The sequence below is a fragment of the Ruegeria sp. CDSA020 genome, assembly GCF_059612345.1.
This window is the reverse complement of the sequence record NZ_JBXWQK010000006.1, coordinates 209,723-228,151: the sequence shown is the minus strand read 5'-3', so window position 1 is coordinate 228,151 and position 18,429 is coordinate 209,723. Positions and strand designations below refer to the sequence as shown.

17 protein-coding genes are annotated in these 18,429 nt (G+C 57.4%); 14 read left to right on the top strand and 3 right to left on the bottom strand.

Features of this window, described 5'->3' with window-relative positions; translation table 11 throughout:
• Positions 1-24: 24 nt before the first annotated feature.
• From AC2FJW_RS12675 to AC2FJW_RS12655, 5 genes are all read left to right on the top strand, one after another.
• On the top strand, positions 25-933 hold the full coding sequence (locus AC2FJW_RS12675) for a DMT family transporter (protein ID WP_496750238.1): 909 nt from the start codon (positions 25-27) through the stop codon (positions 931-933).
• A gap of 87 nt (positions 934-1,020) precedes the next feature.
• Positions 1,021-1,593, top strand: a complete 573-nt coding sequence (gene betI / locus AC2FJW_RS12670) for a choline-binding transcriptional repressor BetI (protein WP_496750237.1) — start codon at positions 1,021-1,023, stop codon at positions 1,591-1,593.
• Positions 1,590-3,098, top strand: a complete 1,509-nt coding sequence (gene betC / locus AC2FJW_RS12665) for a choline-sulfatase (RefSeq protein ID WP_142636786.1) — start codon at positions 1,590-1,592, stop codon at positions 3,096-3,098. The genes betI and betC overlap by 4 nt, the downstream gene beginning before the upstream one ends.
• Before the next feature lie 86 nt (positions 3,099-3,184).
• Positions 3,185-4,843 (top strand): choline dehydrogenase, encoded by a 1,659-nt coding sequence (betA, locus tag AC2FJW_RS12660; protein ID WP_496750236.1) that lies wholly within the window; start codon positions 3,185-3,187, stop codon positions 4,841-4,843.
• Between the two features lie 78 nt (positions 4,844-4,921).
• On the top strand, positions 4,922-5,161 hold the full coding sequence (locus AC2FJW_RS12655) for an HP1242/YdcH family protein (RefSeq protein WP_142636790.1): 240 nt from the start codon (positions 4,922-4,924) through the stop codon (positions 5,159-5,161).
• A gap of 59 nt (positions 5,162-5,220) precedes the next feature.
• Here the strand turns inward: AC2FJW_RS12655 and AC2FJW_RS12650 are convergent, their stop codons facing one another.
• Together AC2FJW_RS12650 and AC2FJW_RS12645 are read right to left on the bottom strand one after the other, a co-directional pair.
• Complete coding sequence (locus tag AC2FJW_RS12650) at positions 5,221-6,621, bottom strand: helix-turn-helix domain-containing protein (protein ID WP_142636792.1); 1,401 nt, start codon at positions 6,619-6,621, stop codon at positions 5,221-5,223.
• 65 nt (positions 6,622-6,686) lie between these two features.
• Positions 6,687-7,892, bottom strand: a complete 1,206-nt coding sequence (locus AC2FJW_RS12645) for a multidrug effflux MFS transporter (RefSeq protein WP_281972733.1) — start codon at positions 7,890-7,892, stop codon at positions 6,687-6,689.
• 183 nt (positions 7,893-8,075) lie between these two features.
• On the opposite strand from AC2FJW_RS12645, the gene AC2FJW_RS12640 reads away from it, so the two are divergent.
• From AC2FJW_RS12640 to AC2FJW_RS12620, 5 genes are all read left to right on the top strand, one after another.
• Positions 8,076-9,608 carry an acyl-CoA carboxylase subunit beta gene (locus AC2FJW_RS12640; RefSeq protein ID WP_142636795.1) on the top strand — a complete coding sequence of 511 codons (1,533 nt, stop codon included), beginning with the start codon at positions 8,076-8,078 and terminating at the stop codon, positions 9,606-9,608.
• 257 nt (positions 9,609-9,865) lie between these two features.
• Positions 9,866-10,192, top strand: coding sequence for a DUF6497 family protein (locus tag AC2FJW_RS12635; protein ID WP_496750235.1), 327 nt, complete (start codon positions 9,866-9,868; stop codon positions 10,190-10,192).
• 73 nt (positions 10,193-10,265) lie between these two features.
• Positions 10,266-10,619 (top strand): hypothetical protein, encoded by a 354-nt coding sequence (locus AC2FJW_RS12630; RefSeq protein ID WP_142636799.1) that lies wholly within the window; start codon positions 10,266-10,268, stop codon positions 10,617-10,619.
• Positions 10,620-11,325: 706 nt separating this feature from the next.
• A complete protein-coding gene (locus tag AC2FJW_RS12625; protein ID WP_142636801.1) occupies positions 11,326-11,529 on the top strand; it encodes a hypothetical protein in 204 nt (67 codons plus the stop codon).
• Between the two features lie 114 nt (positions 11,530-11,643).
• Positions 11,644-13,689, top strand: a complete 2,046-nt coding sequence (locus tag AC2FJW_RS12620; protein ID WP_496690938.1) for an ATP-binding protein — start codon at positions 11,644-11,646, stop codon at positions 13,687-13,689.
• A 76-nt stretch (positions 13,690-13,765) separates the two neighbouring features.
• On the opposite strand, the gene AC2FJW_RS12615 is transcribed toward AC2FJW_RS12620, so the two are convergent.
• Complete coding sequence (locus AC2FJW_RS12615) at positions 13,766-14,212, bottom strand: DUF4174 domain-containing protein (RefSeq protein ID WP_271949456.1); 447 nt, start codon at positions 14,210-14,212, stop codon at positions 13,766-13,768.
• A 168-nt stretch (positions 14,213-14,380) separates the two neighbouring features.
• Here AC2FJW_RS12615 and scpA point away from each other — a divergent pair, with 168 nt between their 5' ends.
• The 4 genes from scpA to AC2FJW_RS12595 all read left to right on the top strand — a co-directional run bounded on the left by scpA (position 14,381) and on the right by AC2FJW_RS12595 (position 18,429).
• Positions 14,381-16,507 carry a methylmalonyl-CoA mutase gene (gene scpA / locus AC2FJW_RS12610; protein ID WP_496677727.1) on the top strand — a complete coding sequence of 709 codons (2,127 nt, stop codon included), beginning with the start codon at positions 14,381-14,383 and terminating at the stop codon, positions 16,505-16,507.
• A 108-nt stretch (positions 16,508-16,615) separates the two neighbouring features.
• On the top strand, positions 16,616-17,218 hold the full coding sequence (locus AC2FJW_RS12605) for a VOC family protein (RefSeq protein ID WP_496750234.1): 603 nt from the start codon (positions 16,616-16,618) through the stop codon (positions 17,216-17,218).
• Positions 17,215-17,703 (top strand): GNAT family N-acetyltransferase, encoded by a 489-nt coding sequence (locus AC2FJW_RS12600; protein ID WP_496694788.1) that lies wholly within the window; start codon positions 17,215-17,217, stop codon positions 17,701-17,703. Before AC2FJW_RS12605 ends, AC2FJW_RS12600 begins: the two co-directional genes overlap by 4 nt.
• 45 nt (positions 17,704-17,748) lie before the next feature.
• Complete coding sequence (locus AC2FJW_RS12595; protein ID WP_142636813.1) at positions 17,749-18,429, top strand: molecular chaperone DjiA; 681 nt, start codon at positions 17,749-17,751, stop codon at positions 18,427-18,429.

Genomic DNA, 18,429 nt, shown 5'->3' with positions numbered 1-18,429 from the left:
GTGTTTCGGTGTTGAACCGTTAACATGACAACTCAACCTAACACCTATCGGCCATTGGCGGGAATGTTCTGGATGTTTTCCGCCGGTCTGTCCTTTGTTGTCATGACTGCGCTCGTCAAATCTCTGGGCACCTCCATGGACCCGATACAGGCCGCATTTCTGCGCTTTGTCTTTGGGTTGGTGTTCCTACTGCCAGCGTTACGGCTGATCGTTACGACACCTCTGACACGTAGGCATCTGACACTGTTCGGCATCCGCGGGGTGGTTCACGCCATTGCCGTGATGCTGTGGTTTTTTTCCATGACCCGAATTCCGTTGGCCGAAGTCACGGCCATGAACTACATGACGCCGGTCTATGTCACATTGGGTGCTGTGCTGTTTCTAGGCGAGAAGCTAGCCTTCCGCCGGATTGCCGCCATTGGTGTCGCATTGATCGGTGTAGCAATTATTCTCCGACCTGGGTTTCGGGATATCTCGGTTGGTCACGTGACCATGTTAGGCACTTCGTTGACGCTTGGTGCATCCTACCTGCTGGCCAAGATGCTGGTGCGAGATCTGCCGCCCTCGGTCGTGGTTGCACATATGTCCATATGGGTGACGATGGCGCTGATACCTTTCGCCATTGCCGTGTGGTCCCCTCCAAGTCTCCATGATTTGGCTGTGCTGTTTCTGGTTGCCTGTTTTGCCACACTTGGACACTATTTGATGACATTGGCCCTGCAGGCCGCCCCCGTAGCAGTGACGCAGCCCGTCACATTCTTACAGCTGATCTGGGCCACGCTGGTTGGGGCGTTGGTTTTCCACGAAAGCGTAGATTTGTGGGTGGTCGCGGGGGGCACGCTGATTCTGTTGGCAGTCAGTTTTATTGCCTGGCGCGAGGCCGTGTTGAACCGCAGCAGCCTGACGACCCCCAGTATTGCACCTAAACTTTAGCCGGTTTCTACCGAAAAAACGTTATTAATTGACGAGTCAATAAAAATCTCCTAGCGTTTTTCTATCAAAAGCAGTTGAGGGGTACGGATGCCGAAACTCGGAATGGAGCCAATCCGCCGTGATGCGATCGTAAAGGCAACGATTGCTGAGCTCGGGTCGAAAAAATCCCTCGATGTAACCGTCAGCCAGATCGCTAAGCGGGCTGGCATGTCCAGCGCGCTGGCACATCACTATTTCGGCGGTAAAGATCAGATTTTTCTGGCAGCGATGCGCCGCATCCTGTCGGATTTCGGGGCAGAGGTCCGGTCAGAACTGAAAACAGCCACGCCAAGTGGACGCGCGCAGGCGATCATCCGGGCATGCTTTGCCCCATCCTGTTTCACGCCGGATGTGACGGCAGCGTGGATGACGTTCTACGTTCTTGCGCAGACCAATGACGACGCCCTGCGATTGTGGCAGATTTATCAGGCCCGTATCCGGTCGAACCTGGTTTATGCGCTGCGCCCGCATTTGGCCGATCCGGTTGAGGCGGCCGGGAACATGATCGCCTTGATCGACGGACTTTATATCCACGCCGCGCTGAGCGCCCCGGAAGAACCGCAACTGGCTGTAAACCACGCGATGCGCGTGCTCAGCACCTTGCTCGAGGCCGAGAAATGACAAAACCTAATATTCTGATCCTGATGGTGGATCAGTTGAACGGGACCCTTTTTCCTGACGGTCCTGTCGACTGGCTGCATGCGCCAAACCTGAAAAAGCTGGCCGAACGATCCACGCGATTTGCGAATGCCTATACGGCGTCGCCCCTGTGTGCGCCGGGTCGGGCCAGTTTTATGTCCGGTCAGTTGCCGTCGCGCACTGGTGTCTATGACAATGCCGCCGAGTTTGGTAGTGATATTCCGACATATGCCCACCATCTGCGCCGTGCAGGGTACTATACCTGTTTGTCGGGCAAGATGCATTTCGTCGGGCCCGATCAGTTGCACGGGTTTGAAGATCGCCTAACCACCGACATCTACCCCGCCGATTTCGGCTGGACCCCGGACTACCGTAAACCAGGAGAGCGGATTGACTGGTGGTATCACAATATGGGTTCGGTCACGGGCGCAGGTGTAGCCGAGATTTCCAACCAAATGGAATATGATGACGAGGTGGCCTATAACGCCAAGTCCAAGCTATACGATCTGGCCCGTGGCAAGGACGACCGTCCATGGTGCCTGACTGTAAGCTTTACCCACCCGCATGATCCCTATGTTGCACGTCGCAAATACTGGGACCTGTACGAAGATTGCGAGCACCTTCTGCCCGAGATTGCCGACCTTGGTTATGATAATCAGGACCCGCATTCGAAACGGATTTTTGACGCCAATGACTGGCGCAGCTTTGACATCACTCAAGAAGATACCCGCAAATCACGCCGCGCTTATTTCGCCAATATCTCTTATCTGGACGACAAGGTCGGAGAAATCCTCGAGGTGTTAGAGACCACGCGGCAAGAGGCGATCATCCTGTTCGTTTCGGATCATGGCGATATGCTTGGTGAACGCGGATTGTGGTTCAAGATGACCTTCTATGAAGGGTCATCCCGCGTCCCGCTGATGATCTGTGCGCCCGATCTGCCAGCGGGCCGGATCGACGCTCCGGTTTCGACCATAGATGTGACGCCGACCTTGGGTGCTCTTGCTGGTGTCGATATGGCAGAGATCGCGCCGTGGACAGATGGCGAAAACCTTGTGCCGCTGGCCATGGGGCACGAGCGCAGTGCGCCGGTCGCGATGGAATATGCAGCCGAGGCCTCCTATGCGCCACTGGTGTCCTTGCGCTATGGCAAATGGAAATACAACCGATGTGCGCTAGACCCTGATCAACTGTTCGACCTCGAGGCGGACCCTTCCGAGTTGGAGAACCTCGCAGACAGGCCAGAGCATGCAGGAACGTTGCAGACCTTGCGTGCCAAGTCCGATGCCCGTTGGGATCTGGATCGGTTCGACGCCGAAGTTCGCGCCAGCCAGGCGCGTCGCTGGGTCGTGTACGAGGCGTTGCGCCAGGGCGGGTATTATCCTTGGGACTACCAGCCCCTGCAGAAAGCATCTGAGCGGTACATGCGTAACCACATGGATCTGAATATCGTCGAGGAAAGCCAACGCTTTCCACGCGGAGAGTAACAACCCGAATTAACAAGACCCTCTCCGGTCAGGCAGAGATTTTTCGATGAAAAATCTTGGCTCCGGTTGAGAATGGAGACCCGAAAATGGAAGCAGATTTCGTCATCGTCGGCGCAGGTTCCGCAGGCTGCGCGATGGCATATCGTTTGAGTGAGGCCGGTGCCTCGGTTCTGGTGATCGAGCATGGCGGCACCGACGTCGGGCCCTTCATCCAAATGCCCGCCGCGCTAAGCTATCCGATGAACATGTCGCGCTATGACTGGGGCTATCAATCCGAGCCTGAACCGCATCTGAACAACCGCCGTCTGGCCTGCCCGCGAGGGAAGGTGATCGGCGGTTCCTCTTCGATCAACGGAATGGTTTATGTGCGCGGCCACGCCCGAGACTTCGATACCTGGGCCGAGATGGGCGCGGATGGCTGGTCTTATGCGGATGTGCTGCCGTATTACAAACGGATGGAGACCTGGCATGACGGCGGTCATGGTGGTGATTCCGCGTGGCGGGGCACTGACGGGCCGCTGCATGTGTCGCGGGGCCCGCGTGCGAACCCGCTGTTCCAGGCCTTTGTCGATGCGGGCCAGCAAGCCGGGTATGAAGTCACGGGCGACTATAACGGTGAAAAGCAAGAAGGCTTCGGCCCGATGGAGCAGACCGTCTGGAAAGGGCGGCGCTGGTCGGCGGCAAATGCCTATCTGCGGCCTGCGCTCAAGCGCGAGAACTGTGATATCGTGCGCGGTCTGGCGACCCGGATTGTTCTGGAAAACGGAAGCGCTGTTGGCGTTGAACTGATCCGTGGCGGCAAGACAGAGGTCATCCGCGCCCGCCGCGAAGTGGTCATCGCAGCCTCGTCCATCAATTCGCCGAAACTTTTGATGCTGTCTGGAATCGGCCCGGCTGCGCATTTGGCTGAGCAGGGGATCGGAGTTGTTGCAGACCGTCCGGGGGTTGGCGCAAATCTACAGGACCATTTGGAGCTGTATATCCAGCAAGCCTCGCTTCAGCCGATCACGCTCTACAAACACTGGAACCTGGTCAGCAAAGGCCTGATCGGGGCGCAATGGCTGTTCACCAAGACCGGCCTTGGTGCCTCGAACCAGTTCGAAAGCGCGGCCTTCATCCGATCAAGGCCGGGTGTCGAATACCCCGACATCCAGTACCACTTCCTGCCGATGGCGGTGCGCTATGACGGGCAGGCTGCGGCCGAGGGGCACGGGTTCCAAGCACATGTGGGTCCGATGCGATCGGAATCACGGGGTGCTGTGACATTGCGCTCGGCTCGACCCGAGGACGCACCTGTCATCCGGTTCAATTACATGAGCCAGGAAAAAGACTGGGAGGAGTTCCGCACCTGTATCCGCCTGACGCGAGAGATTTTCGGGCAAGAGGCGTTCAGACCCTTTGCCGGGAAAGAGATTCAGCCCGGTGCTGCGGTACAAACAGATGAAGAGTTGAACGCCTTTATCGCTGAGCATGCCGAAAGTGCCTATCATCCCTGCGGCACCTGCAGGATGGGACGGGCGGATGACCAGAACGCGGTTGTCGACTCCGAAGGCCGGGTGATCGGCGTGGATCGGCTGCGTGTGGCGGACAGTTCGATCTTTCCGCAAATCACCAACGGCAACCTTAATGCGCCGTCGATCATGGTGGGCGAGAAAGTCTCGGATCATCTGCTGGGCAAAGATCCGTTGCCCAAAGCCAATGATCAGCCTTGGATTCATCCGCAATGGGCCTCGGCGCAGCGCTGATTTGATCCGCGTCAAAGCGGGGGGAGTGGGACCAATATAGACCTGAATCGCAACGCATTTTCTAAGGAGCGAACAGGAATGTCCCACACCCCGCACGAATTGGCCGAAGAGTTTCCCGACAAGGTCGAATTGATCAGTCAGCTTAAACAGTCTGATGCGCATTTTTCTCGGCTGGCCGAAGAGTATCACGAGGTCAATCGTATCGTGCACCGCGCGGAAACTAACGTCGAGCCGATGGAGGACCTTGCCGAAGGCGAGCTGCGCAAGAAACGCGCCGCATTGAAGGATGAGATCTGGGCGATTTTGTCGAACGCTTAAGGGTTGGGCGGGGGCATTGCCCCCGTTTCGGCTGGCCGCGGTTTTAGGCCGGGTAAAGCTCAGGTGACTTCATAGGGTAGGGTTCCGCGGGTATGAGTGTCGATGGACAGGCGACGTTCCAGCGGAGGAACTGACCGTTGGTGGCAGTTCTGGCGTTCGCAGATCCGGCACGAGATACCTATGGGCTCGTAGGCACTGGCGTTTGAGATATCCAGATTGTCCGCATAGACCAACGCTTCGGCGTGGCGGACCTCGCATCCCAGCGCAATCGCATAGCGCCGGACAGGCGCTCCGTACGAACCGCCCGATTTCGAAACATCCCGCGCTAGCGAGATATAGCGGACCCCGTCCGGGGTTTCGGCAAGCTGCCGCAGGAAGTGACCCGGAGTTTCAAAGGCGCGGTGCACATTCCACAACGGGCACGCACCGCCAAAGCGCGCAAATTGCAGGCGCGTGGCGGAGTGGCGTTTTGTGATCGTTCCGGCCTGATCCACCCGAACAAAGAAGAATGGTATCCCCTTTGCACCGGGGCGCTGCAGCGTCGAAAGCCTGTGGGCCACCTGTTCGATGGATGCTCCAAAACGATTGCTGAGCAATTCCAAATCATGGCGGTAAAGCTGGGCTGCACTGAGAAATTCGCCATAGGGCATCAGAGAGGCGCCAGCGAAATAATTCGCCAAGCCGATCTTCGCAATCGCGCGCGCCTCATCACTGTGAAATTTGGCGAAATCCAGTGTCGCTTCAAGCAGCTTGTCCTGATTGATTAGGGATACCTGCAAGAGCAGCTGAAACACTTGTGTTTGCGGTGCAATCCGTGATGACAGCAGCAATGTTTTGCTATCCGCATCGTATTTCCGGGTTTCTTCGATATCCGGGAACTGAACGCGAATACCATTTTCACCCAAGCTTTCGATTGCGGCGGCGCGAATTCCGCCTTTGTCCTGGGCGCGGCCAGAAAATCGTTCCGCAGCCCGGTCAACCGCGTCAATGTAGTTGTCGCAATAATGGAAAAAGTCTCGCACTTCTTCCCAGGGGCTGGCCTGAATCTGTGCGTCTTCACGTCCCAGGGCTTCGTCCAGCGAGGCCAGCCTTTCATGCGTCTGGCGATACGTGCGGTGCAGGGCGATAAACGCTCGGGCCATTGCGGGGGCGTTTGAAGCTGTCAGGCGCAGATCAGCGAGCGGTGGCATGGCGTCATCAAACACGGGGTCCGCCAGCGCCTCGCGCAGGTCTGAGACCAGACGTTCGCTGTCGCCAGTGCTAAGTTCGGTCACGTCCATGCCGAATTCCTGCGCCAGAGCCAGAACAACCGTGGTCGAGATCGGGCGGTTGTTATTCTCCATCTGGTTCAGATAGGGAAGCGAAACCCCCAGTTTGGCTGCGAATTCCTTTTGTGTCAGCGTCAGGCGCGTGCGCATTTCACGCAGTTTTGCACCAGCATAGAGCTTTTGGGTCGCCATGGCGTGCCTTTGCAACTTTTCTAATCTTGAACGCTAGCTTTGCAAACCGTCCTGCGCAAGGCGTGTTACAGGCCCAAATACCGTTCGCGCCGGATCACGATGGCAATAGCAACGATGGCAAATGTTGCAGAGGCCAACATCAGCCACAGCAGCGGCATCGCGCCTGTTTCATGGGTTAGTATTGCGCCCGTGAGCGCGCTCAGGCCAGCTCCGCCGCCCAGCATGATGGCCCCGCTCAGCCCAGATGCTGTCGCGGCCAGGTGCGGGCGGACGGACAGTGCGCCTGAAGTTGCGTTTGGAATGGTCATACCATTGCCCACACCAACAATGGTCATGAACCCAAAGAAGCTGAGAACCGAGCCGAAGCCCGTAAGGAACACGATAGTCGACAGTGCAACGCCGGTTGCGTTCATCCAGCACCCCCAAAGAACCATCCGGTTCACGCCAAAGCGGACAGAGAACCTGCCGCTGAAGAAGTTGCCGAAGAAATAACCCACCGCAGGGGCGCCGAAGTAAATGCCCAGTTCTGACGCTGTTAGGCCGAACAGTTCAGTCCCGACGAAAGGCGCGCCGCCCAGATAGGCGAAAAAAGCGCCCGACGACAGGGCTGAGGCCATGGAATAGCCCCAGAACCGAGGGGATCTGAGCAATTCCGGGTATTCACGAAACTGCTGCAGCAAGGTCAGCCCGCTTTTGCGGGATGTTTCTCCGAAGTCGGAATAGGTCAGCATTAGCGCCAGTAGACCCAGCCCGAAAGGAAGCCAGAAATTTGCCTTCCAGCCAAAGCTCTCTTCCAGAAAGCCGCCGATGGCAGGGCCAATCATTGGAACAATGGCCATTCCCATGGTGACATAGCCGATCATCGAAGCGGCCTGATCTGCTTCGTAAAGGTCTCGCACCGCTGCACGGCTAAGGACCATTCCAACTGCGACGACCGCTTGAAACATCCTGAAGGCCAGAAATACTTCGGCGTTCGGGGAGTAGATGCAACCCAGTGTCGCAATCAGAAACAGAACCAATCCCCAGAGAATAACTGGCCTGCGGCCAACCTTATCTGCGATGGGGCCGATCAGAATTTGGATTACTGCGCTGATCATCAGATACAGAGCGATCGACAGCTGCATGACTTTGTAGTCTGCGTCAAAATACGCGGCCATATTGGGCAGGCTGGGAAGGAAAAGATTCAAGCTCAGCGCTGACAGCCCGGATAGCATCACAAGTGTGGCAATGGTGGGGGGCGAACGACGCGCTGGCGAAAAAGTAAACTGCATGGTTCACATGTATAGTGACGGTTTTTGGGATTGCCATCCGTGACCGTGTCTCAGTGCGAAACTTTGCATGTTTACAATTACCCGAAACTGTATTTTCAAAGATTTGCAAATTTGCCGAATGAGGCTTTGGTCTGAACGAAACTAAGTATAGTGTCGCGCCAAATTTCAAAGGGGATCATCGTTATGAAAGACATCCTTTCCGAGCTTGAAGGCCGCCGCAACGATGCACGGCTGGGAGGTGGGCAAAAACGTATTGATGCGCAGCATGCGCGGGGCAAGCTCACCGCACGCGAACGCATAGAGCTGTTGGTGGATGAAGGCAGTTTCGAAGAATTCGACATGTTTGTCAGCCATCGTTGCACGGATTTCGGGATGGAAAATCAAAAGCCTGCAGGCGATGGTGTCGTCACCGGATGGGGCACAATCAATGGTCGTATGGTCTATGTCTTCAGCCAGGACTTCACCGTTTTCGGCGGGTCTCTGTCGGAAACCCACGCGCAGAAAATCTGCAAGATCATGGACATGGCAATCCAGAATGGTGCTCCGGTGATCGGCATCAACGATTCGGGTGGTGCGCGAATCCAGGAAGGTGTGGCCTCGCTTGCGGGTTATGCCGAGGTGTTCCAGCGTAACATCATGGCCTCGGGCGTGGTTCCGCAGATCAGTGTGATCATGGGCCCCTGCGCCGGTGGCGCCGTCTACAGTCCGGCGATGACCGACTTTATCTTTATGGTCAAAGACACCTCGTACATGTTTGTGACAGGCCCCGATGTCGTCAAGACAGTCACCAATGAGGTTGTAACCGCCGAAGAGCTGGGTGGTGCATCGACCCATACCAAGAAATCCTCGGTTGCCGACGGTGCATTCGAAAATGATGTCGAAGCACTGGCCGAAGTGCGCCGTCTTGTCGATTTCCTACCGTTGAACAACAAGGAAAAACCGCCCGTTCGTCCCTTCTTTGACGAGCCGGGCCGGATTGAGGCTTCGCTGGATACGTTGATTCCGGACAACCCGAACACGCCTTATGACATGAAAGAACTCATTGCCAAAGTGGCGGACGAGGGTGATTTTTACGAAATTCAAGAAGATTACGCCAAGAACATCATCACGGGCTTTATCCGTCTGGAAGGTCAGACCGTAGGTGTTGTAGCCAACCAGCCGATGGTGCTGGCCGGCTGTCTGGATATCGACAGCAGCCGAAAAGCCGCGCGCTTCGTCCGGTTCTGTGATTGCTTTGAAATTCCGATTTTGACACTGGTCGACGTGCCGGGCTTTTTGCCGGGAACCTCGCAGGAATATGGCGGTGTGATCAAACATGGCGCAAAACTGCTGTTTGCCTATGGCGAGGCGACCGTTCCGAAGGTCACAGTGATCACCCGAAAGGCCTATGGCGGTGCCTATGACGTGATGGCATCCAAACATCTGCGTGGCGATTTCAACTATGCCTGGCCAACCGCCGAGATCGCGGTGATGGGGGCCAAGGGCGCGACCGAAATCATCCACCGTGCGGATCTGGGCGATGCCGAGAAAATCGCACAGCACGCTCAGGACTATGAGGACCGGTTCGCCAATCCGTTTGTGGCTGCGGAACGTGGATTCATTGATGAGGTGATCATGCCGCATTCGACCCGCCGCCGCGTATCGCGAGCTTTTGCAAGCTTGCGTAACAAGCAACTGAAAAACCCCTGGAAAAAGCACGATAACATTCCGCTGTAAGCTGAAGGTCGCGGGGCAGGTGCTCTGGTGTGCCTGCCTCTCGGCACGTTGGTGTAAAGACCCCCAAACGGCGAATTTGACTTTGAGAGCAAAGCTGCTAGATGAAATGCCTTATTGGACATAGAAAAGCGCGGGCCAGTAGGCATGCGCGCGCGATCCCGGAGAGAGGAGCTCGCCTTTGGTGGGTCTGGGATCGCGCCTTATGTCTGGCAATTCTCTGTCTTGGTTCGCCTACATTCGCTGAAGCATTGGTGCCGGTGCCCTCTGGGCAGCCTGTACATCTGAACGACGTCCTGCTGGACAACAATCCGGGCGAGTTATGGCTGCGCTTTCGGTTCATCGCGCCAAAGATCGGCTCGGATGTGGGACGCATTGGATATGATGTCGCCACGATCGACATGGAGCACCTGTGTCAGACGCTGGCAGTGGCCTATGTCGCGCACCACAACCTGGAACCAGCCAGGGTTGTGATTTCCCTGTCGAACAAGCCGATAGATTTTGGCCATACCGCGCCGGATGCCACGCAGTTCTTCGAAGCGTATCTTCTGCAGGATTCCCAATGTGTCTGGGATGGAGGGATTTGAGAATGGTTGTCAATTACCACAATTTCTGTGCATTCCCCTTCGCCTCAAAGGACCTTAGCGAAGAGGCGCTGAAATGTTGAAACATCGCGGATTTCCCGGCCGTCTGACCGGGACGGATTATCAATTCACTATCAGACGGGCCAACCCAAAGGGTGTTACCCCACTGACAACGCGTGAACGGTTCCGGGATCGTAAACCTGCTGATCGTCGCGCGGATGCAGCCTTTATCGAGGCCTTGTGGGAGCATTTCGGCGACCAGCCATTCGAACGTGGCAATCTGGATGCCGGTCGCCTGAGCTGGTTTTTCGGGCGTGAGGTCATTCCGGCGGAGGATCCATTTGACCCCGCCAGCTATGATGCATTGCTGGTCATTGATCCGAGCGTGGCCAGAGCCTCGTTTCCTGACATTTTCGGCGGGGATAGCTGAAGGTGATCGACGTCGTCGCACATAAACGCCTTGGAAATTCCAACAGGGTTTCTTTGCCCCGGTTGGGCCAAGAAGGATATGTGCGCTGTGCAGATCGGGCGCGTGACAATCGCGCAAAATACCTGAGGGAAACGGCGCAAACCGCTGATTCTATGGCGTGTATCACCCGTGGCTTGGTGGTGGGAGAACCTTCAAGGCTTGGGCAGGAAAAAGGCCAGTCGGCGGGGGGTGGCCGCGGCGACTTAGGATCGAATTCTTCAGGTCATTCGCTCTCAGGTAGCGCTGATAAAACAAAGGTTTGCGTAACTGTCGGGGCGCGAATTTCACCCTGCTCAACCAAAGTTCACGCAAGCGGAATCGGCGCGTTTCTGCGCGATATTTCGCTGAATGGGCAGATTCTGGCCGGAAATTTCACCACTGGCCAATCCCGGTTTGCAGGTGCAACCGGGCCGTGCATGGTGAGCGGGTCGTGCGGCTCTACTTTGCCTGCGTCGCACGCGCACCTACTATTCCGTACCCCTTCCTTCCGCGGGCAGGCTTGTGGTTTTCACAATGTCCTGCCCGCGTTTTTCTTTGTGCAAACTTCAGTCATTGGATGGCATAAAACTGCGCAAATGGGCATTTCGGTAGGCTCGTTATTGAATAACAGTGGCGATTTCCCGCATCTGGCTCTGAAATTGTTAAAAAACCAAAAAGGGCAGACATCATGCGAATCTCGAAAGTCATTCTTGCAATGGCGACCTGTGCAGGGCTCGCGGCGTGCGGAGACTCGACCGGGGAGCAGGCGTTGCTTGGCGGCGGAGCCGGCGCCGTTGGCGCGGCAGTCGTCAGTGCCGACCCGCTGTTGGGTGCCGTGGTCGGCGCGGCAGGCAACGTGCTTTACTGCAAGACCCAGAACAACTGTAGATAACGAAATCTTCGGGGCCCCCGTCGCCCCGACCGTCATCGCGCGACACGCCGTCGTGGGGCCATTGCCCCGCGGCGGCGTTTTGCGTTTCCAGAACTTCAAGACAGAGGACGTTCCATGTTCAACAAGATCCTGATCGCCAACCGGGGCGAGATCGCCTGCCGGGTTATCAAAACCGCCCGCAAGATGGGCATCGGCACGGTCGCCATCTATTCTGACGCGGACAAGAACGCCCTGCATGTATCGATGGCGGATGAGGCGGTGCATATTGGCCCACCGCCTGCAAACCAGTCCTATATCGTCATCGACCGGGTGATGGAGGCAATCCGTCAGAGCGGCGCACAGGCGGTTCACCCGGGGTATGGTTTTCTGTCGGAAAACTCGAGATTCGCCCAAGCGCTGGATGCCGAAGGCGTGGCCTTTATCGGCCCTCCGGTCGGTGCGATTGAAAGCATGGGTGACAAGATCACCTCTAAAAAGATCGCGCAAGAGGCCGGCGTCTCTACGGTTCCGGGCTATATGGGCCTGATTGAAGACGCCGACGAGGCCGTCAAGATTTCGAATGAGATCGGATATCCGGTCATGATCAAGGCCAGTGCTGGTGGCGGTGGTAAGGGTATGCGGATCGCATGGACCGACGACGAGGCGCGCGAAGGGTTCCAGTCCTCCAAGAATGAAGCCGCGAATTCCTTTGGCGATGACCGGATTTTCATTGAGAAGTTCGTGACCCAACCCCGTCACATCGAGATTCAGGTTCTGTGCGACAGCCATGGTAATGGCATCTATCTGGGCGAACGCGAATGCTCGATTCAGCGCCGAAACCAGAAGGTTGTGGAAGAGGCGCCATCGCCTTTCCTGGACGAGGCGACACGCAAGGCGATGGGCGAACAGGCGGTGGCCTTGGCCAAGGCTGTGGATTATGCCAGCGCTGGCACGGTCGAGTTTATCGTTGATGGTGACAAGAACTTCTATTTTCTGGAAATGAACACACGCCTGCAGGTGGAACACCCGGTGACCGAACTGATCACCGGTGTCGATCTGGTCGAACAGATGATCCGCGTCGCGGCCGGTGAGAAGCTGTCGATCTCGCAGGACGATGTCACACTGACCGGCTGGGCGATTGAAAACCGTTTGTATGCCGAAGATCCTTATCGTGGCTTCTTGCCGTCCATTGGTCGTTTGACGCGCTACCGCCCGCCTCAGGAAACTGCCGCTGGTCCGCTGTTGGTTAATGACAAATGGCAGGGTGAGGCCCCCAGCGGAGAGGCCGCCGTTCGCAATGATACCGGCGTCTATGAAGGCGGCGAGATCAGTATGTATTACGATCCGATGATCGCCAAATTGTGCACCTGGGCCCCGACCCGTGATCAAGCGATCGAGGCGATGCGGGTGGCGCTGGACAGTTTCGAGGTCGAAGGCATCGGGCACAATCTGCCGTTCCTGTCGGCAGTGATGGATCACCCGATCTTCATCAAGGGCGAGATGACTACCGCGTTCATCGAAGAACAGTACCCCGATGGGTTCCAGGGCGTAGAGCTGCCCGAGGCTGACCTGCGCCAGATCGCAGCTTCCTGCGCCGCCATGCACCGGGTGGCTGAGATTCGCCGCACCCGTGTATCGGGCCGGATGGACAACCATGAACGCAAGGTCGGCAAACGCTGGGTCGTGACCCTGCAGGGCCAGGAATACGCAGTTCAGGTGAATGCCGACAAAGAGGGCGCGACGGTCAAATTCGAAGACGGCGCGACATTGCGCGTGGCCTCGGAGTGGACGCCGGGCGATCAGCTGGCGGTGCTGGACATAGACGGTAGCCCGCTGGTTCTGAAGGCCGACAAAATCTCGGGCGGGTTCCGGATCCGCAACCGGGGCGCGGATATGAAGGTGCATGTGCGCCGTCCGCGACAGGCGGAACTGGCCAAGCTGATGCCCGAGAAACTGCCGCCGGATACGTCGAAACTGCTGCTCTGCCCGATGCCTGGCCTGATCGTAAAGGTCGATGTCGAAGTGGGCCAAGAAGTGCAGGAAGGTCAGGCGCTGTGCACCATCGAGGCGATGAAGATGGAAAACATTCTGCGCGCCGAGAAAAAAGGCACCGTTGCCAAGATCAACGCAGGCCCCGGCGACAGCCTCGCCGTGGATGATGTGATCATCGAGTTTGAATGATCATGACCGTGCGTTTGTCATATCCTGCAAGGGAACCGGCGGTCGCCGCCGGGGCCGTCGGGTATGGGAAACGCGTTCAGCCGCCCTCGCGCCGTTCACGGATTTCGCGTTGGCGCAGGGGGGTCTTGTCGATGGAGCGACCGATTTCACGCACGCTCCAAGGGGAGGGTTTGCGCAGTTTGACCACGCCGTCCTTGTCGACAAACACCATCTGGAACCCACGCGGGCGCAGTTTTGACCGGATGGGCGAGCGGGCGTCAGGGTCAGTGTCGATCAGAACGACCACATCGCGGTCGCGCATGACGTCCTCCCCTTCCAAAAGCATGTCGACCTGCTGCTGGAATCGCGGGTCAGCAGGTGTATCGGCAAAGACAACAATGGGCCGCTTGATCCACAGATATTCGCTGAGCTCGCTATCCCCCACAGGGCGGACAAATTCATCGTCAACCGGGGCTACCCCGTCAGCTGCAAGGGCCGCCAGTGGAAATAGCGCCGAAAAAACAAAGGCTAGCGTTCGTGTCATTGGGCCTCCTGTTGGATTGAATATAGTCCCTGCGCGCCCGAATGCGACCAACGAAATGCACGCAGCCCATAAAATATTGCGTCCCACCCAATTCGAATGGGCGCAACCACGGATGATAACGCGCGGGCCATGCCCTTGCGCGACCCGAATTGAGAAAAGGATATCGCAATGACCAATAGGAAAGACTGGCAGGCGCTGGCCGAGAAAGAGCTGCGCGGTCGCCCGTTGGACGACCTGACAAAAGAGACGCTGGAAGGCATCGCCGTCAAGCCACTCTATACACAGGAAGATACGGCTGATCTGCCGCATATGGGCTCCATGCCCGGGTTTGGGCCTTTCACGCGCGGGGTGAAGGCCACGATGTATGCCGGTCGTCCCTGGACGATCCGCCAATATGCTGGGTTTTCCACCGCCGAAGAATCGAATGCCTTCTACCGTCGCAATCTGGCGGCGGGTCAGCAGGGGGTCTCGGTGGCTTTCGATCTGGCCACGCACCGCGGATATGACAGCGACCACCCACGCGTTGTCGGCGATGTGGGCAAGGCCGGTGTGGCCATCGACAGCGTAGAGGACATGAAAATCCTGTTCGACGGCATCCCGTTGGACAAGGTCTCGGTCTCGATGACCATGAACGGTGCCGTGGTTCCTATCCTGGCAAGTTTCATTGTAGCGGGTGAGGAACAGGGCCACGACAAATCCGTCCTGTCCGGCACTATTCAGAATGACATTCTGAAAGAATTCATGGTGCGTAACACCTATATCTACCCGCCTGAGCCTTCGATGAAGATTATCTCGGACATCATCGAATATACGTCGAATGATATGCCCAAATTCAACTCGATCTCAATCTCGGGCTATCACATGCAAGAGGCCGGGGCGAACCTGGTGCAGGAGCTGGCCTATACGCTGGCTGACGGGCGCGAATACGTTCGTGCAGCGACACAGGCCGGAATGGATGTCGACAAATTCGCTGGTCGCTTGTCGTTCTTTTTTGCCATTGGCATGAATTTCTTCATGGAAATTGCCAAGCTGCGTGCGGCCCGTACCCTTTGGCATCGGGTAATGACCGATTTCGGCGCGAAATCCGAGCGCTCTAAGATGCTGCGCACCCATTGCCAGACCTCGGGCGTGTCGCTGCAAGAACAAGACCCCTATAACAACGTGATCCGCACCGCCTATGAGGCGATGAGTGCGGTTCTGGGCGGCACCCAATCGCTGCATACTAACGCCTTGGACGAGGCGATTGCGCTGCCCACCGATTTCTCTGCTCGCATTGCACGGAACACTCAGTTGGTGCTGCAAGAGGAAACCGGGGTGACCGATGTGGTCGATCCGCTGGCCGGGTCTTACTATGTTGAAAGCCTGACCAATGAGCTGGTCGAAAAAGCCTGGGCTCTTATGGAAGAGGTCGAGGAAATGGGCGGCATGACCAAGGCCGTCGCATCCGGCATGCCAAAGCTTCGGATAGAAGAAAGCGCCGCCCGACGGCAGGCGATGATCGACCGGGGTGACGAGGTAATCGTCGGCGTCAACAAGTACCGCAAGGAACGGGAAGACCCGATAGACATTCTGGATGTCGACAACGTGGCTGTCCGCGAGGCGCAGTTGGCACGTCTGGAACGCATCCGTGCCACGCGCGATGAGGCTGCCTGCCAAAAGGCGCTGGACACCCTGACGACCACCGCCCGCGATGGCGGCAACCTGCTGGCCGCTGCTGTCGAAGCCGCCCGTGCCCGCGCATCCGTAGGAGAGATCAGCATGGCAATGGAAAAGGAATTTGGTCGCCACCGCGCCGAGGTCAAAACGCTGGCCGGTGTTTATGGGGCCGCCTATGAGGGCGACGAAGGCTTTGCCGCCATCCAGAAGTCCATTGAGGATTTTGCTGAGGCCGAAGGCCGTCGCCCGCGCCTGCTGGTCGTCAAGATGGGGCAGGACGGGCATGACCGGGGGGCCAAGGTGATCGCCACAGCCTTTGCCGATATCGGCTTTGACGTGGACGTTGGCCCGCTGTTCCAAACGCCAGCCGAGGCAGCACAAGACGCGGTGGACAATGACGTCCATGTCGTCGGCATTTCGTCTCAGGCAGCCGGGCACAAGACGCTGGCCCCGCAGCTGGTCGAAGAACTGAAAAAGGCGGGGGCTGAGGATATCATCGTCATCTGCGGAGGTGTCATCCCACAACAGGATTATAAGTTCCTCTATGATCACGGGGTTAAGGCGATCTTTGGTCCGGGTACGAACATCCCAGAGGCGGCACAAGATATCCTGAGTTTGATCGGCGAAGCCAAAGATTGACCCGGCGCCAAGTTTTTTCGTCGAAAAATCTTGTGATCCAGCGCCTTTGAGGAAAACATACGGCCAGACCCTTGCGGTCTGACCGTTTGTCATCTGGGGGGCTCATCCGTGTTACTTGATCACTTGGCGGTTGCTGGCGAAACGCTTGAACAGGCTTCGGCTCATGTCGAACAGGCGCTGGGCGTACCCTTGCAGGACGGCGGCAAGCACGAGAAATTCGGAACTCATAACCGGTTGTTGGGCCTGCGGGACGGTTTGTATCTGGAAGCCATCGCGATTGACCCCGATGCACCCAATCCGCAAAGAACCCGCTGGTTCGATCTAGATCGGTTTCAGGGCGCTCCCCGCTTGACCAACTGGATTTGCCAGGTTCCGGATATCGAGGCCTCGCTGACGGTCTTTCCGGACGGAGTCGGTCAACCGATCGACCTAAACCGTGGCGCGCTGCGTTGGCGCATGGCGGTGCCTCCCAATGGGCGCCTGCCGTTTGATAATCTTTTCCCGGCGCTCATCCAGTGGCAGGGTGATCTTCACCCGGCAAACATGCTGAACGACTGTGGCTGCCAGCTGCGCCGCCTAGTCGTCTATCACCCTGATGCGCTGGATCTCGCCAAAGCGGTGGGGCCGTTGGGGCAAGTTGAGTTCGACAGCGGTCCGGCGGCGTTGCGTGCCGAAATCGACACACCGCACGGGGTACGGGTATTGGAATGAACATCCGGCAAGCCCAGCCAGAAGATGCACCCGCTGTTGCGGCAATCTGGAATGCGATAATCCGCGATACGCTGATCACATTCACCACTGAATTGCGCAACGATGACGCCGTTGCCTTGGATATCGTCTCCAGGGGGGCGACGTTTCTGGTGGCCGAGCGTGACGGCGTTGTTCTGGGCTTCGCAACCTATGGTGCGTTTCGGTCAGGGCCGGGCTATGCCCATACGCGTGAACACTCGATCCTGTTGGCACCGCAGGCGCGGGGCCAGGGGATAGGCCGCGCATTGTTGCAGGCCTTGGAAGCCCGCGCACAGATGGACAATGTTCATGTTCTGATTGCGGGCATTTCCTCGGCCAACCCTGCGGCCATCGCTTTCCATACGGCTGCCGGATTTACACAAGTGGGCCTGATGTCCGAGGTGGGGTTTAAATGCGGTCAGTGGTTAGATCTTGTGCTGATGCAGAAAATTCTTGCCCCGCAGTGATCTGTCGCACCTGACAGTCGCGACGGAGCGGGTTAGGGTGCGCTCATGTCGATTTGGACCCGTATATCCGATGCGCTAAGCGCGCTTGCACAGGGCGAAAGCCTGACGGCCGTGTTCGAGAAACTGCGCACGCCGCCGGAACGCTCGGTCGCCTTTGCGATTGCGGTCATCGCCCTGGGGGCTAAGATGGCCAAGGCCGACGGGCAGGTCACGCGAGACGAGGTTACTGCCTTTCGGGATGTATTCCAGATCGCGCGCGAAGATGAGGCCGGTGCAGCCCGTGTCTTTGACATGGCGCGCACCGATGTCGCCGGGTATCAGGAATATGCCAGCAAAATTGCCTATATGTTCGCAGAAGACAGCACCACCTTGTGCGACCTGATGGAGGGGCTGTTTCATATCGCAATGGCCGACGGGTTTTATCATCCCAACGAAAATAAGTTTCTGGAAGATGTCAGCCGGATATTCGGTCAGACCGATGCTCAGTTTCTGGCCTTACGCGCACGGTTTGTACCGGATGCACCAAAGGATCCCTATACGGTGCTGGGTGTGCCGCGGAATATGCCTCTGCCCGACATTCGTAAGGTCTGGCGGCAACTTGTACGCGACACTCATCCCGACGCCATGATGTCACGAGGCGTTCCGGAAGAGGCCATTCGTCTGGCCGAAAAAAAGATGATCGACATCAATCGCGCCTGGGATGAAATCAAAGGCGCGCAGGCCTGA